14 protein-coding genes are annotated in these 14,775 nt (G+C 68.4%); 9 read left to right on the top strand and 5 right to left on the bottom strand.

Features of this window, described 5'->3' with window-relative positions:
• Positions 1-41: 41 nt before the first annotated feature.
• Positions 42-482: an alternative ribosome rescue aminoacyl-tRNA hydrolase ArfB gene (gene arfB, locus AB0H36_RS04320; RefSeq protein WP_360516275.1), complete on the bottom strand. Its 441-nt coding sequence runs from the start codon at positions 480-482 to the stop codon at positions 42-44.
• A gap of 34 nt (positions 483-516) precedes the next feature.
• On the opposite strand from arfB, the gene AB0H36_RS04315 reads away from it, so the two are divergent.
• The 3 genes from AB0H36_RS04315 to AB0H36_RS04305 are packed head-to-tail and all read left to right on the top strand — an operon-like array spanning position 517 to position 2,317.
• Positions 517-1,149 (top strand): hypothetical protein, encoded by a 633-nt coding sequence (locus AB0H36_RS04315; protein ID WP_360516272.1) that lies wholly within the window; start codon positions 517-519, stop codon positions 1,147-1,149.
• Positions 1,146-1,715 (top strand): hypothetical protein, encoded by a 570-nt coding sequence (locus AB0H36_RS04310; RefSeq protein ID WP_360516269.1) that lies wholly within the window; start codon positions 1,146-1,148, stop codon positions 1,713-1,715. Before AB0H36_RS04315 ends, AB0H36_RS04310 begins: the two co-directional genes overlap by 4 nt.
• Positions 1,712-2,317 (top strand): hypothetical protein, encoded by a 606-nt coding sequence (locus tag AB0H36_RS04305; protein ID WP_360516266.1) that lies wholly within the window; start codon positions 1,712-1,714, stop codon positions 2,315-2,317. The genes AB0H36_RS04310 and AB0H36_RS04305 overlap by 4 nt, the downstream gene beginning before the upstream one ends.
• On the opposite strand, the gene AB0H36_RS04300 is transcribed toward AB0H36_RS04305, so the two are convergent.
• Both AB0H36_RS04300 and AB0H36_RS04295 read right to left on the bottom strand, forming a co-directional pair.
• A complete protein-coding gene (locus tag AB0H36_RS04300) occupies positions 2,280-3,656 on the bottom strand; it encodes a hypothetical protein (protein ID WP_360516263.1) in 1,377 nt (458 codons plus the stop codon). The two genes, AB0H36_RS04305 and AB0H36_RS04300, sit on opposite strands and share 38 nt — an antisense overlap.
• Positions 3,657-3,881: 225 nt before the next feature.
• Entirely contained in the window at positions 3,882-4,592 is a 711-nt protein-coding gene (locus AB0H36_RS04295; RefSeq protein ID WP_360516260.1) for a response regulator transcription factor, read from the bottom strand.
• Positions 4,593-4,756: 164 nt separating this feature from the next.
• Here AB0H36_RS04295 and AB0H36_RS04290 point away from each other — a divergent pair, with 164 nt between their 5' ends.
• Complete coding sequence (locus AB0H36_RS04290) at positions 4,757-4,996, top strand: MoaD/ThiS family protein (protein ID WP_360516257.1); 240 nt, start codon at positions 4,757-4,759, stop codon at positions 4,994-4,996.
• Positions 4,997-5,507: 511 nt separating this feature from the next.
• A complete protein-coding gene (locus tag AB0H36_RS04285) occupies positions 5,508-5,816 on the top strand; it encodes a hypothetical protein (RefSeq protein WP_360516254.1) in 309 nt (102 codons plus the stop codon).
• Positions 5,817-5,988: 172 nt separating this feature from the next.
• Here the strand turns inward: AB0H36_RS04285 and AB0H36_RS04280 are convergent, their stop codons facing one another.
• Positions 5,989-7,791 carry a bifunctional metallophosphatase/5'-nucleotidase gene (locus tag AB0H36_RS04280; RefSeq protein WP_360516251.1) on the bottom strand — a complete coding sequence of 601 codons (1,803 nt, stop codon included), beginning with the start codon at positions 7,789-7,791 and terminating at the stop codon, positions 5,989-5,991.
• A 116-nt stretch (positions 7,792-7,907) separates the two neighbouring features.
• Between AB0H36_RS04280 and mshD the strand changes: the two genes are divergently transcribed.
• Positions 7,908-8,825: a mycothiol synthase gene (gene mshD, locus AB0H36_RS04275; protein WP_360516248.1), complete on the top strand. Its 918-nt coding sequence runs from the start codon at positions 7,908-7,910 to the stop codon at positions 8,823-8,825.
• A gap of 206 nt (positions 8,826-9,031) precedes the next feature.
• Positions 9,032-9,646, top strand: a complete 615-nt coding sequence (locus tag AB0H36_RS04270) for a DUF6318 family protein (protein WP_360516245.1) — start codon at positions 9,032-9,034, stop codon at positions 9,644-9,646.
• A gap of 927 nt (positions 9,647-10,573) precedes the next feature.
• Here AB0H36_RS04270 and AB0H36_RS04265 read toward each other — a convergent pair.
• Positions 10,574-11,635 (bottom strand): alpha/beta hydrolase, encoded by a 1,062-nt coding sequence (locus tag AB0H36_RS04265; RefSeq protein ID WP_360516242.1) that lies wholly within the window; start codon positions 11,633-11,635, stop codon positions 10,574-10,576.
• 84 nt (positions 11,636-11,719) lie between these two features.
• Here AB0H36_RS04265 and AB0H36_RS04260 point away from each other — a divergent pair, with 84 nt between their 5' ends.
• Together AB0H36_RS04260 and AB0H36_RS04255 are read left to right on the top strand one after the other, a co-directional pair.
• A complete protein-coding gene (locus AB0H36_RS04260) occupies positions 11,720-13,879 on the top strand; it encodes an RNA degradosome polyphosphate kinase (protein WP_360516239.1) in 2,160 nt (719 codons plus the stop codon).
• Between the two features lie 10 nt (positions 13,880-13,889).
• A complete protein-coding gene (locus AB0H36_RS04255; protein WP_360516236.1) occupies positions 13,890-14,768 on the top strand; it encodes an NUDIX domain-containing protein in 879 nt (292 codons plus the stop codon).
• Positions 14,769-14,775: the final 7 nt, after the last annotated feature.

Genomic DNA, 14,775 nt, shown 5'->3' with positions numbered 1-14,775 from the left:
AATCCAGAGTACGTCGCTGGTCTATGGGCTCAATCGGTCGTTCACCCCTCGGACGGCGGCCGCGATCGCAGGCGCTTGGTGTCGCCCCGGCGCTTCTTGTCGTCCAGTCGCCGACGGACCGACCCCTTGCTCGGCTTGGTCGGCCGCCGCTGCCGTGGCGGCGCCGCGATCGCGTCCCGCAGGAGTGCCGCGAGCCGGGTCCGCGCAGCCTCGCGGTTGCGCCACTGCGACTTGTGCTCCGAGGCAGCGACGGTCAGCACGCCGTTCACGAGCCGCGACCGCAGTCGCTCGAGCGCGCGTTCCCGCAGTACGTCGGACAGCGCCGTCGTACTCGCGACGTCGAAGCTCAGCTCGACTCGGCTGTCCGTCGTGTTCACCGACTGACCGCCCGGCCCGCTGGACCGTGAGAAGCGCCACCCCAGCTCCGTCTCCGGGATCACCACCCCGGCGCGCACCTCCAGCCCGCTGTCCACACACCCCATTCAACCGGACCCTTCGCTGGTTAGGCTTCTGCCCGTGCAGGAAACGGGGAGCGGGGACGGGGACCGGGAGGAAGAAGAGCTCCCGGAACTGAAGGACATCAGAGTGCGCGGCCGATCGGTCCGCACGTGGGTGATCGGCGCGGGCGCGCTGATGCTGGCGGTCTCGGCTGCGTTCGGCGGGCTCAAGAAGGCAGCAGACGAGACACCGCGAGTCGAGGCAGGCACGGCGATCGATGCAGGCCGCTACGAGGTGACGATCCAGCGGGTGGTCACCGTCGCCGACCTGAAGCCGCTGTTCACGCCCGACGACGGTGGCGCGCTGATCGCGGTGGTCACCAAGCTGAAGGTCACCGACGACCTTGGTACGGCGCCGTCCAGCGACCTCATCCGGCTGGTCGGCGTACAGGGGATCGAGGACACCGCCGCACCACTCGGCACCACCAACCTGCGCGACGCGACGATGAACCCGGTGCTCACGCCCGGTTTCGCCGAGGACGTCGCCTATGTCTGGAAGTTGCCCAAGGCCACCGAGTTGCCGACGTCGGTCGAGCTCACGGTGCGCGGGTACGAGCACCAGGAGAAGTCCCTGCTCGACCACCACGAGAAGTGGCTGCCGGGCGAGGTCGCCGCCGAGAGCTCCGTCACGGTCAAGGACAACACCAAATGAGCAGGCGCAAGGCGATCAACGTGGCGCTCACGCTCGCCGTACTGGTCGGGATCGTCGGGCTGTACCGGCTGACGCCGACGCAGAAGGACATCCAGGAGCCGGTCGCGGTGAACGGGGTCGTCGGCCGTGTGGTGAAGACACCGCGGTTCGAGCTGACCGTCGAGGGCGTACGGGTCGGTCGCACACTCCGGCTTCCGGGCGCCTCGAAGGCCCGCGACACGTTGTCGAACTTCGTCGTTGTGGACGCCGTCGTCACCGCCACCCGGGAGCCGATCCACCTGGCCTCGATCCGGATCCAGGCCGCGGACGGGGTGACCTATCTCGGCGCCAACCGCAGCGGCTTCGGCCGGGTGGACCTGACCGGGATCGAGTTCGCCCCGGACATCTCGGTGCGCGGATCGTTCGTGGTCGAGCTGCCGGCCGACCAGTTGCCTGGCGCAACCTTGCAGGTGATGGAGAAGTCGATCTTCAACGACCTCGAGGCGCAGGCGACGATCCCGCTCGGGGTCGACGCAGAGCCGGCCGTCGAGGACGTGGTGACGCTGACCAAGGCGAGCGAGTCATGAGCGGCGCACGCCGGGCCCGGCGTGGATGGTTCCGCAAGAACACGGCTGCGTTGGCGGTGCTGGTCGTCGCTGTACCGTTCGCCGGCTGGTGGACGACCCGCAGCGACTACAAGTCCTGGTACGACGCCGAGCCGCGCGACCCGATCGCGGTCGCCGCGGGTGGGACGTCGTACGCAGGAGCCACTTGGTTCGCGGCGAGCGTCGAGGAGGGCCCGCAGGCGCGTGCTGGTCGTGAGGTCGAGCCGACGCCTCCGGGGACCACTCGGGTGCGCGTGTACCTCCGGCTGCAGGTCGACGACCTGGCTGCGCTGGAGGGGCTCGGTGGCTGCCGCGTGCAGTTGCGTGCGCCGGACGGGCGGCTGTGGAGCGAGTCGTTCACGGCCGGCGACTTCCAGGATCGGCCGTCGGGGTGCACTGGTGGGGACGACTCGTCTCTGCAGAGCTGGCGTGGGACGTCGGCGCAGTACTACCTGAAGCCGGTGGCCGGGAAGCCGTTCGAGACCGTTGCGGTGTTCGTCGTACCCGCTGCGGTCGCGTCCAGCGTGCAGCCGACGGTCACGTGGGCTACGAAGCTCCCTCAGTACTTGGCATTCCCGAGGTAGCCGCGGTCAGGTCGGTGACGCCCTGGTCGCCCTCGGGCTGCTGGTGGACGGCGCGCGTCCACGGGGTGAGGTAGCCGGCCAGGCCACCGACCATCCGGTCGTACGCCGCGGCCAGCAGGCTGACCTGGAGCATGATCTTCAGGCCGTCGGTGACCAGGTCGAGCGGCTCGTCGATGACCTGCCAGAACTGCAGCGAGTGCGGACCGAGCACCCACAGCTTCAGCGCGATCCACACGCCGCTGGCTGCGAACGTGACGACCGCCCAGGCCAGGAAGTAGCCCAGCATCGGCCGCAGCCCGGAGCGCACCACCAGCCGGAACGCATCCACGACCGGCGTCCACCGGTCCCGCCAGTCCGACACCACCGAGTTGCCGGCCGCCCGGACGATCCGCGGCGTCTGCTGCCAGCGCTGCGTGATCCGGTCGAACCGCCAGCGCAGCTGCGCCTTCGCGGGCTTGTGCACGACCCGGCCGTAGATCACCGCCGTCATCGTGATCCACATCAGCGGCAGCACCGCGGCGTTCCACAGGTCACCGATGCCAGCGGCAACGAATCCGGTGACGGCGTCCCAGATCTCGCGGACCTGCGAGATGCCCAGCACATGGTCCAGCACCCAGCCGTACCCGTCCTTCACCCAAAGCCAGACCTGGCGCTCCTCCAGCCACGCCTGCGGCGACGGGATGAACGAGGACGCCTGGTACGCGACCACGAACAGCCACAACGCCTCGAGGTAGGTGACGAACAGCTTGCGGACCGGGCCCTCCTTCTCCTTCTTCCACTTCTTGAAGCCGAGACGGAGCAGGTACGCCGAAGCGCCCAGGCCGATGAACAGCCAGGTCGACAGGGACTGCAGCCCCTCGGACTCGTGTGGCGCCGTACCGCCGGTCAGGACGGTTGCCACCGTCTCATTCACCTTGTGGACGGCCAACTGGTACTCGTAGTCGAGCGCCTCGGCCTGCAGGAACTTGTAGGCCGCGTAGAACGCCAGGAATGGCAGCAACGCCGCGGCGAGCGCGTCGAGCGCCCGGTGCTCCTTGCCGGGCTCCACGCCGTCCGGGGCGAGCATGCCCTCGGCAACGGCTCGCTGGTGGAACGGCAACTCGCCCCTGAGCACCAGGAACATCGCCACGTACATCGCCAGCGACACCAGCACGAGCAACGCCAGTACGGCGATGCCGGCCGCCTCAGCCTTGGCCCCCGCTTGCACCGCCACCCACTGCAGCCCTCGATGCGCCAACTGCGCGATCAAGAACACCGCCAGCAAGCGAGGCCAAGCCCTCGCGAACAGTCCCCCCGCCCGCCCCACCGTGGTGAGCAGGCTCCCCGTTTCCACTGCCACGCCCGCAATCTACCCGCCCAGAGCGTCACCCAGCCCGCCTCGACCACGCATCCCACCGCCGCCGGCATCTGCCCACCCGGCGCCTGCATGCCCCGGACAACCAACAAGCCGCCGGGAGCGAGTTCCGGCGGCTTGCTGGTGAGACTGGGTCAGGCGTTGGCGCCGACGGCTTGCTGGTGAGACTGGGTCAGGCGTTGGCGCCGGCGGCTTGCTGGTGAGACTGGGTCAGGCGTTGGCGTCGGCGGTTTCCCGGGTGGTGCTGGGCGGGATGACGAAGCGGTACCCGACGTTCCGCACCGTCCCGATCAGCGACTCGTGCTCCGGGCCGAGCTTCGCGCGCAACCGCCGTACGTGAACGTCCACCGTCCGCGTGCCACCGAAGTAGTCGTACCCCCATACCTCCTGCAGCAGCTGCTCCCGCGTGAACACCCGCCCCGGGTGCTGCGCGAGGAACTTGAACAGCTCGAACTCCTTGTAGGTCAGGTCGAGCGCCCGCCCGTTCAGCTTCGCCGTGTACGACGCCTCGTCGATGACCACGTCACCGCTGCGGATCAGCGTGCTGTCGGGCTCCTCGTTCCGCGCCGCGGCGAGCCGGCCGATCACCAGCCGCAGCCGGGCCTCGATCTCGGCCGGGCCGGCGGTGTCGAGCAGCACGTCGTCCGCGCCCCAGTCCGCGTTCACCGCGGTCAGGCCGCCCTCGGTCACGACCAGGATCAGCGGCACGTCGATCCCGGTGGTCCGGATCAGGCGGGACACGCCACGCACTGCGACCAGGTCACGGCGGGCGTCGAGCAGGACGGCGTCGGCATCGGGAGCGTCGACCAGCGCGGCGACCTCGGCGGGAAGGATCCGGATCTGGTGCGGCAGCAGGGCGAGCGAGGGCAGCACCTCGGTGGAGGCCTGCAGCGCGTTCGTCAGCAGAAGCAACGTACTCACGCTGTCTCCTTGTGCTGGTCGGCGGATCCCCGGTCAGCGATCCGGTCCTTATGCACGTCAGGCCCCGACGGCGTCATTGCCGGGGGGCCTGAGTCACACTGGATAGCAACAGCAAGCTGACATAATAGCGGAAGACTTAGCCGACTAGTGAGGCCTTCTCCCAGATGCCGGAAGTGACCATCAGGTACTTCGCCGCCGCCCGCGCGGCCGCCGGCGAGTCCTCCGCGACCGCCGAAGCCACCTCGATCAGCGACCTGATCAGCACCGTCTCCGCCGACCGCCCCGAGCTCGCCCGCGTCCTCACCATCTGCACCTTCCTCCTCGACGGCGAACGCGCCACCCCCACCACCCCCCTCCACCCCGGCGCCCAAGTAGACGCCCTCCCACCCTTCGCCGGCGGCTAACCCCTACTCCCACCCCGGACCCCGGCGGCTACCTCCGCCTCCCGGCACGGACCCCGGCGGGTCACCACCCCGCCCGCCACCAAGACGCCCAACGACTCACCACCCGCTCCCGGGCGCGAACACGCACGACAGCCCACCACCCCCACAGCGGCGCGGACCCATCCGGCGGCTGACCACCTATCTCCCGGCGGAGACGCCCGGCCGCTAACCACCCACCTCCCGCGCGGAGACGCCCGGCGGCGGCTAACCACCGCACCTCCCAGGTGCGGAGACGCCCGGGAGCTAACCACCCCGCTCCCGGCGCGAAGACCCCGGCCGTCGGCCGCCCACCTGCCGGGGTGCGGAGACGCCCGCCTGACCACCCGCGGCACGGGTGCGGAGAGGCCCGCCGCTGACCGCCCACTCCCGGGTGCGGGAGGGGTTGGCGGGTGGGTTTAGGTGAGTGGGCAGCTTTTTGTTCTGGGCGGGATGCTGGTACCTTGCGTACTCGGTCTTTCACGGAAGGTGACCGATGGCGCACGTTGCTCCGACTTCGCATCGCCGTGCGGCCCGCGCGTCGCATCGCGGACATCGCAGTGAGGACGGGCCGATCCAGCTCACCACCTGGCTGGGGCTCACGTTCGCGATGATTCTCGGCCTGGTGCTGACCGCACGGTCGCACGTAGGTGTTCACGCAGCCGGCGTGACGCTGCTGGTGATGCTGGTGCCGTTGACCATTGCGGTGTTCGGTGCCGCGTTCAAGCGCGGGATCGGCTCCGGCAAGGCGGCGTTGACCACAGCCGTCGCCCTGACCTTCGTCCTGCTCAAGTTCTTCCTCTGAGCGAACCGCCTCAGTTCTTCTCCTGGGCGACCGCCTCAGTTCTTCTCCTGAGCGATCGCCTCAGTTCTCTTCTGAAGCGAATCGCCTCCGCGACTTCACGAACCACCGGACACCCGGCTCCCCCGGGATGCCGGTACGCCGTCCCTGGACGACGTACCGGCACCTAGTCAGCTCAGGATCCGGTGGAGATCCGGTCGGTGGCGACCGGGGTGTACGGGTCGTGCGCGGTCAGGTAGTTGGCGAAGGCGTCGATGTCCAGACCGCCGAAGAACTTGTTCGTCGCGGTGGTGAAGGCCGGGAAGCCGTCGCCGCCGTCGGACAGGAAGTTGTTCGTGACGATGCGGTACGTCGTGCCGTCCACCAGCGGCTGCCCGGCGATCATGATCGACCCGGGCACCACCTTCGAGCCCGCGGCCGCGGCCGGGTTCCAGGTGTAGGTGATCCCGGCCACCTGGAGCACCTTGAACTTCGGCGCCTCCGGACCGTTCACCCCGGAGAACTGCTGCTCCAGCAGCGCCTTGATCTGGGTCCCGGTCATGTCCATCGATACCAGGAAGTTGTTGAACGGTTGCACGGTGAACGCCTGTCCGAAGGTGACCTCACCCGCGTTCGACGCCAGGTCGGCGCGGATACCGCCCGGGTTCATGAACGCCACCACCGGCGTCTTCCCGCCGGTCACCACCGACGGGTCCGCGAGCTGGGCGTCGGCGATCAGGTTGCCCAACGGCGATTCGAGCGACGCGTCCGCCGTACGCGAGACCGAGGTGTTGCCGGCGGCCAGGTGCCCGATGACCTTGTTCGCGATCGGCGCGACCAGGGTCTGGTACTTGGTGATCAGCGTGCTCGTGCGGGGGTCCTTCGCCACGTCCTGGGTGACGATCTGGTTGTTGGCGACCGTGTTCGCCCGGTCCACGTCACCGGTCGTATTGTCGATGCTCAGCCGCACCTCGGTGACCAGCTTGCCGAACGAGGACGCGCTGGTGACGAGGCGCGGCTGGCCGGCCTTGTCCTGCAGCGTGCAGTTGTAGCCCTGGTGGGTGTGGCCGGAGATGATCGTGTCGATCTCCGGGTCCAGGCCGGCGTTGATGTCGACGACCGGGCCGGAGATCCCCGGGCAGCTGTTGTACGCCCGCGGGTCGGCCGGGAAGCCGCCCTCGTGCAGCAGCACGACGATCGACTCGGCGCCCTTCTGCTTCAGGATCGGGACGAGCTTGTTCGCGGTCTCGATCTCGTCGGTGAAGGTCAGGCCCTCGACGCCGGCCTTGGTGACGATGTTCGGCGTGTCCTCCAGCGTCATGCCGATGAAGCCGACCTTGCGGCCGTCCTTGAAGGTCTTGATCTTGTACGGCGCGAACAGCGTCTCCTGGGTGTTCTCGAAGAACACGTTCGCCGCGAGGTACTTGAACTTCGCGCCGGTGAAGGGCTTGCTCGGGTCCGGGCAGGAGTTCTGGTTGTTCTGCCCGTCGCCGTCCGGCAGGCAGCCGCCGGTCTGCATCCGGAGCAGCTCATGCCAGCCCTCGTCGAACTCGTGGTTGCCGACGGAGGCGATCTCCAGGCCCATCCCGCTCAGCGCCTCGACCGTTGGCTCGTCGTGGAACGCGGCCGACAGCAGCGGCGAGGCGCCGATCAGGTCGCCCGCGGCGACGGTGACCGACTGCTGGCCCTTCGCGGCCGCGGCCGCGCGCATCTGCTTGAGGTGGGTCGCGAGGTACTCGGCGCCGCCCGCGGGAGTGCCGTTCACGTTGCCGCTCGAGCTGGTCGGGCTGTTCGGCGCCAGGTTGCCGTGGAAGTCGTTGATGGCGAGCAACTGGATCTGGGTGTGCGTCGGCGTGGGTTTCGCCGTCGCCGTCGTGGTCGCTGCCTGGGTCACGGTTCCCCCCGTGGCCAAGCCGAGCACCGCGGCGGTCCCCGCGGCCAGCAGGCCGATCGCCCGCCGTCCCCGCAGCCGCGTCCTGTCTCGTCCTGTGAAGGCCATGTCTACTCCGTCGTAGGTTTGGTCCGCTGGTGTGCGGTTCCGAGAAATTACCCGACGTGACGCGGCCCTTCCAAGGACCTGAGCATGAACTGCCCCGGACCTTTTACGGTATTCCGGTGACCCTCGAAGCCGTTCCCTCACCGTTGCCCTCGGCCACTGCCTCGGCCGTCACGGATCTCGCCCGCGCGGCCGCACAGAGCGACGGCGTGAATCCGCTGTCCGAACGCACACTGCTCCACCTCGACGGCGAACACCCGGGCGACGTCCACATCCTCGCGTACGAGGGCGACCCCGGCACGATCGAAGTCTCCGGCCTCCAAAGCGCCCGAAACCTGATCGGGTACGCCGCCCTGTCACCAGACGGCTCGGCCGAGCTGGTCGTCACCCCTTCAGCCCGACGGCAAGGCATCGGTACGGCGCTTCTGCGCATGCTGATCGACCACGGTGGAGCACGGCTCCGCGTGTGGGCGCACGGACGGCTGCCTGGCAGCGACGAACTCGCACAGCGGCTCGGTCTGGAAGTGACACGGGAGCTCTACTTCCTCCGCCGCACCAGGGCCTCTCTTCCCGAACCGGTGTGGGCGGACGGGATCGCCGTACGGACGTTCGTCCCCGGACAGGACGAGGCGGCGTGGCTGGAGGTGAACAGCCAGGCCTTTGCGGACCACCCGGAGCAGGGGAGCTGGACGGCAGCGGACCTGGCCGAACGGGTCCACCAACCGTGGTTCGACGCAGCCGGCTTCTTCCTGGCCGTGGACTCTTCTACTGGTGCACTGGCCGGCTACCACTGGACGAAGGTGGAGGAGGGAGTAGGAGAGGTGTACGTCGTCGGCGTCTCCCCCGCCTACCAGGGCCGCGGCCTGGGCAAGGCCTTAACCCTCCAGGGCCTGCACTACCTCCAGGAGGACCGCGGCCTCGACACCGTCGTCCTCTACGTAGACGGCACCAACACCCCCGCCCGGGCCCTCTACACCAACCTCGGCTTCACCACAGCCGCAGTGGACGTCCAGTACGCCCCCACCGCTTCCCTGTGAACGACATCACAACGAATCCACCCGCTCACCTCGCGTCATAATCCCGACCTGCCTCCGTCTCACCAACACCAGGAGCCGTCCGAGCCTCTAACCCCCCAGCCGGGCGGCTCCTGGCCCACCCCCACTTATCCACAGCCCCCGAATTCCCCACCCACCCCGCCCCGGCCCACCGTTACGATCACATCGACTACGGAGGGCAAACACCCATGACTACCCGCAACAGGCCAAGACCACTCCTCCTGGCCTGCCTAGCCACCACCACACTCCTAACCGCCTGCACCACAGGCAGCCCCGAAGCCGGCCGCCCGAATACGAACCCGCCAAGCACCCCGACTGCGACCTCAAGCAACGCAACGCCGACGACAACATCTGGCACCTCAGCGCCGACGTCCGCTCCCCCTAGCCGGCCTTCCGCGGCCGACGGGCTCACCCTTGCCGCGGCCGAGGCCTTCATTCGGCACTACATCGACCTGATGAACTATGCGTCGCAGACCGGTGACGGCGCACCACTCCTTGCCGCGAGCGAATCCGGCTGTGAGGGGTGCAAGCAGTACGCCGCCTTCGCGGCGAAGGTCAACGGCGCCAACGGCGGTCTCAGCGGTGACTATTTCGAGCGAGTGACCGAGGTGACCGAGTTGGTCAAGCGCGACAGCGGCCATCTCGGCGGCTCGGCAAAGGTCACCGTCGGCGCTTACACGACCAAGGAATCGCCGACAGCGCAGCCGGTCACGAGCACCCCTGCGAGCTACACCGAACAGATCGCGCTGTCGCCTGCCGGAGGCAACTGGGTCATGTACGAGATCAAGCTCGAAGACCGATGATGATCAAGCTATCGAGTACGGCGCTGCTCGGCGCGGCCCTCGCGATGCTCGCCCCTCCTGGCGGGAATGCACACGCGGTGCCACATCAGGTCGAGTCTCCATTGGTGGTAGCCACCACTGCTGCCGACCCCTCTCCGAAACCACCGAAGCGGAAATTGCCGACGACCTCCGGGAGGGCGAAGCGAGAAGGCATGCGCCTGAAGGGCACGACCTCCAACCAATTCACGCGCCTCGGCAACACGCCTCCGCCCAAAGCCAAACCGATGCCTCCCGCGAAGGCTCCTAGAAAATCATCTCCGCCGAGGGAGCGGAGAGCCAAGACCGGCACGCCACCCAGTGAGTTCCGTATCAACATCGGTATCTGTGGGCGGCAGATGCCTGATGGGAGCTTTCCAGGTCCGGCGAGGTGTACTCCTGCCGAACCGGAGGAGCCGGAGATGTCCAGGCGGACGTTGCCGCCGGAGGTGGTGGGGCCGCGGCCGCAGGACGTGTCGTGGGAGGACGTTCGTACCGAGGTTAAGGATGTGCTGTTTCCGCGGTTGATTGTGCGGGTTCAGCCTCGGGGGCGGACTTTGGTTAATTTGGACACGATTGTTTATACCGAGGATCGGGGGGTGACCTCGGCGACTGTGGAGTTGCTGGGGTTTCCGGTGGTGGTTGAGGCTACGCCGATGAGTTATGTGTGGCGGTTCGGGGATGGGGCGTCGTTGACGACGACCTCACCGGGGAAGCCGTATCCGGCCAAGGAGATCACGCACAAGTACATGAAGCGGGCGTCGGTCGGGCTGACCGTTACGACGAACTATGCGGCGCGGTTCAACGTCGCGGGGACGGGTTGGCAGTACGTCGACGTGCTGGTCGGCATCCCCGGGCCGGTGACGCCGCTTACCGTTCGGGAGGCGGTGCCGGTGTTGGTTGAGCCGGGGGTTAGGGGTTTAGGGCTTGGTTCAGGTGGGTGGTTAGGGCTTTGTGGGCTTGGCGGGTGGGGCCGGGGATGGACTGGAGGTTGTAGTGGCCGTGGGTGAGGGAGGGGTGGGGGTGGTGGGTTACGTCGACGCCGGCGGCGGTGAGGGCTTCGGCGTACTCGGTGCCTTCGTCTCGGAGGGGGTCGAAGCCGGCGGTAGTGATGTATGCGGGTGGGAGGTTGGAGAGGTCTTCGGCCAGGATGGGTGAGATCAGGGGGTCGGGGCGGATCGAGGGGTCCGGGGTGTAGTGGTCGCGGTACCAGATGATGTCTTCCTCGGTGAGGAGGAAGTCGCCTTCGCCGAAGAGATCCCGGCTCGGACGGCGGCCGACCAGGTCCAGGGCCGGGTAGAGGAGGACTTGGAGCGCGGGGCGTGGGAGATCGCGCCATACAGATTGCTGGGCGACGACGGCGGCCAGGTTGCCACCGGCACTGTCGCCGCCGACGGCCACGAAGGCAGCATCGGCGCCAAGGTCCTCAGCGTGGTCGACGGCCCAGGTGAACGCGGCGATGGCGTCTTCGGCCGCGGTCGGCGCGGGGGCCTCCGGGGCGAGGCGGTAGTCGACGGACAGCACCCGGATGCCGGCGTCATCGGCGATCGAGCGGCAGAGCGAGTCGTGGGTGTCGAGGTCGCCGACCACCCAGCCGCCGCCGTGGAAGAAGACGAGCAGGCCGCGACCGGCGGAGCGTGGGACGTAGAGGCGGGCCCCGAGTTGGCCGTCGGCACCGCGGACGGTGAGCTCGGTCACACGCTGTAACTCCGGTGGGTGACCCGCGACGAGCTTGCACAGGAACCGCAGGTGCGACCGGGCCTTGGCGACCGAGGATTTAGGTGCATTCGGCAACAAACCCTTCACCCGCAGGAGCAGCTGCAGCTCCGGGTCGAGGATGTTGCCGTCGATCTGGATCGGTGCACCGGCGAGCCGGCGCCGGACGGCCGTGGGCAACGCGAACAACGGCGTCAGGGCGTTCGTCTGTACGGCGTTGGCCGTGCCACGCAGCACCGAGTCCAGTCGTGGGTTCACAAGGAGTGACGCTAGCAACAAGTGCCGGGCAATCGACACAAACCACCATGTGATTCGGCTACCGGTAGTTCACCAAAGGATGGGATGCTGGTCAACGTGGCTGGAGACTTGCTGGCATCCCACAACCGGGAGTACGACGTCGAGCCGCCGTACGACATCACGGCGGCCGGAGACCTTCCCGCGGACCGGTTCTCGGACCGGGAGTTGAGCTGGCTCGCCTTCAACCAACGCGTCCTCGAGCTCGCCGAGAACGACCGGATCCCGTTGCTCGAGCGGGCGAAGTTCCTGGCCATCTTCGCCAGCAACCTGGACGAGTTCTTCATGGTCCGGATCGCCGGCCTGAAGCGCCGGATCGCGGCCGGGGTCGCGGTGCGGGCGGCCAGCGGCCTGCTGCCGCGCGAGGTGCTCGACCGGAGCCTGGCCCGCAGCCGCGAGCTGATGGACCGGCACGCCGAGACCTGGCGGAAGGCGGTGCAGCCGGCGCTGACCGAGCAGGGCATCGACATCCTGCGCTGGGACGAGCTGGAGCACTCGGAGCGCGAGGACATGACCCGGTTCTTCCGGGAGCGCGTGTTCCCGGTGCTGACTCCGCTGGCGGTCGACCCGTCGCACCCGTTCCCGTACATCTCCGGACTGTCGCTGAACCTGGCCGTCGTGGTCCGCAACCCCGACACCGGCGGCGAGCACTTCGCCCGGGTGAAGGTGCCGCCGCTGCTGCCGCGGTTCATCCCGGTGGCCGAGGGCCGGTTCGTGCCGCTCGAGGACGTCATCGCGACCCACCTGGGACAGCTGTTCCCGGGTATGGAGGTCACCCAGCACCACACCTTCCGGGTCACCCGCAACGAGGACCTGGAGGTCGAGGAGGACGACGCCGAGAACCTGCTGGCCGCGCTCGAGAAGGAGCTGCTGCGCCGCCGGTTCGGCCCGCCGGTCCGGCTCGAGGTGGAGGAGTCGATCGACCCGCAGGTGAAGGCGCTGCTGCTGTCGGAGCTGGGCGTCACCGAGGCCGAGGTGTTCGAGCTGCCCGGCCCGCTCGACCTGCGAGGCCTGTTCGCGATCGCCGGCCTGGACCGGGCCGAGCTGAAGTACCCGGCGTTCGTCCCGTCCACGCACCCGCACCTGGCCGAGGTCGAGACCTCGAACCCGGCCGACATGTTCCACGCGCTGAAGCAGCGCGACGTCCTGGTGCACCACCCGTACGACTCGTTCTCGACCAGCGTGCAGCGCTTCATCGAGCAGGCCGCGGCCGACCCGCACGTGCTCGCGATCAAGCAGACGCTGTACCGGACCAGCGGCGACTCCCCGATCGTGGACGCGCTGATCGACGCCGCCGAGTCCGGCAAGCAGGTGCTGGTGCTGGTGGAGATCCAGGCGCGTTTCGACGAGCAGGCGAACATCAAGTGGGCCCGTCAGCTGGAGCATGCCGGCTGCCACGTCGTGTACGGCGTGATCGGGCTCAAGACGCACTGCAAGCTGTCGATGGTGGTCCGCGACGAGCCGGACGGCCTGCGCAGATACGCCCACGTCGGCACCGGCAACTACCACCCGAAGACCGCCCGGCTGTACGAGGATCTCGGGCTGCTGACCAGCGACAAGGTGGTCACCGAGGACGTCGCGCACCTGTTCAACCACCTGTCCGGCTTCGCCCGCAGCGCCGGCTACCGGCGGATCCTGGTCGCTCCACAGTCGGTACGGCGAGGGCTCGTCGAGCGGATCGACCGCGAGGTGCAGCACCATCTGGCGGGCCGCCCGGCCCGGGTCCGGTTCAAGGTGAACAGCCTGGTCGACGAGGCCCTGTGTGACGCGCTCTACCGAGCGTCGCAGGCCGGCGTCCCGGTGGAGCTGTGGATCCGCGGCATCTGCACGCTCCGTCCCGGTGTCCCAGGGCTGTCCGAGAACATCCAGGTGCGCAGCATTCTCGGCCGGTTCCTCGAGCACAGCCGGGTGTTCTCCTTCGAGAACGGCGGTGAGCCGGAGGTGTGGATCGGCTCGGCCGACCTGATGCACCGCAACCTGGACCGCCGGGTCGAGGTGCTGGTCCAGCTGAAGGAGCAGGACCACGTCGCCGAGCTCCGGGAGATGTTCGACCTGGCCGTCGACGAGAGCACCGGCTCGTGGTGGCTGCAGCCCGACGACACCTGGCAGCCCAGACTCACCCAGCCGGACGGCGAACCGCTGCGCGATCTGCAGGAAAGACTCATCGCCACGCGTGGCCGCCGCAGAACTGCTGACCCCATTACCTAGGGTTGATTCCATGAACAACCCGGCGACCGTCATCGCCGCGGGTGGTGTCGTGTGGCGTGAGAGCCGCGGCACCCGGCAGGTGCTGCTCGTGCACCGGCCCCGGTACGACGACTGGTCCCTTCCGAAGGGCAAACTCACCACGCACGAGCACGTGCTGGTCGGTGCGCGCCGCGAGATCGAGGAAGAGACCGGACTGCAGGTCGTGCTCGGTCCACCGCTCGGCGTGCAGCGCTACACGGTCCGCAAGAACGGCGGGACCGCGCAGAAGCTCGTGCACTACTGGTCCGCCATACCGCTCGACGACGCCGAGTTCGAGCCGAACAGCGAGGTCGACGAGGTCGCGTGGCTGCCGGTGGACAAGGCGCGCACCAAGCTCAGCTACCCGCGTGACGTGGACATCCTCGACGAACTCGGTCGCGTCGTACCTGTCGTCTCGACACTGGTCCTGCTTCGGCACACCGAGGCCATCAAGCGCAAGGACTGGGAGAGCAAGGACACCTCCCGGCCGCTCAGCACGAACGGGACCGGTCAGGCCGACCGACTGACCGCCGTACTCGGTGCGCTCGGGGCGGACAGGCTGATCAGCAGCGACGCGGAACGGTGTGTCGCGACCGTCACGCCGTACGCCGCTTCTATCGACAGGCACATCCACCTTTGGCCGGAGATCTCCGAGCGTGGGTACGAAGCGGATGCTGGCGCGATCAGCGGGCTGGCCGAGAAGGCGTGGAAGGCGGACAAGGTGACGGTCGTGTGTTCGCACCGGCCGGTGCTGCCGGCACTGGCGCGGGAATTCGGCCTGCGGGTGGGCAAGTTTTCGCCGGGGGCGTTCCTGGTCGCGCACCGGCTGGGTGACGGACGTCTCATCTACGAGCGGTTCAGCGCTCCGTAGGTGCGCA

The sequence above is a fragment of the Kribbella sp. NPDC050820 genome (genome assembly GCF_040653975.1).
Classification (GTDB): domain Bacteria; phylum Actinomycetota; class Actinomycetes; order Propionibacteriales; family Kribbellaceae; genus Kribbella.
Note: the sequence above shows the minus strand (reverse complement) of the source record. Positions and strands in the feature narration are given on the sequence as shown.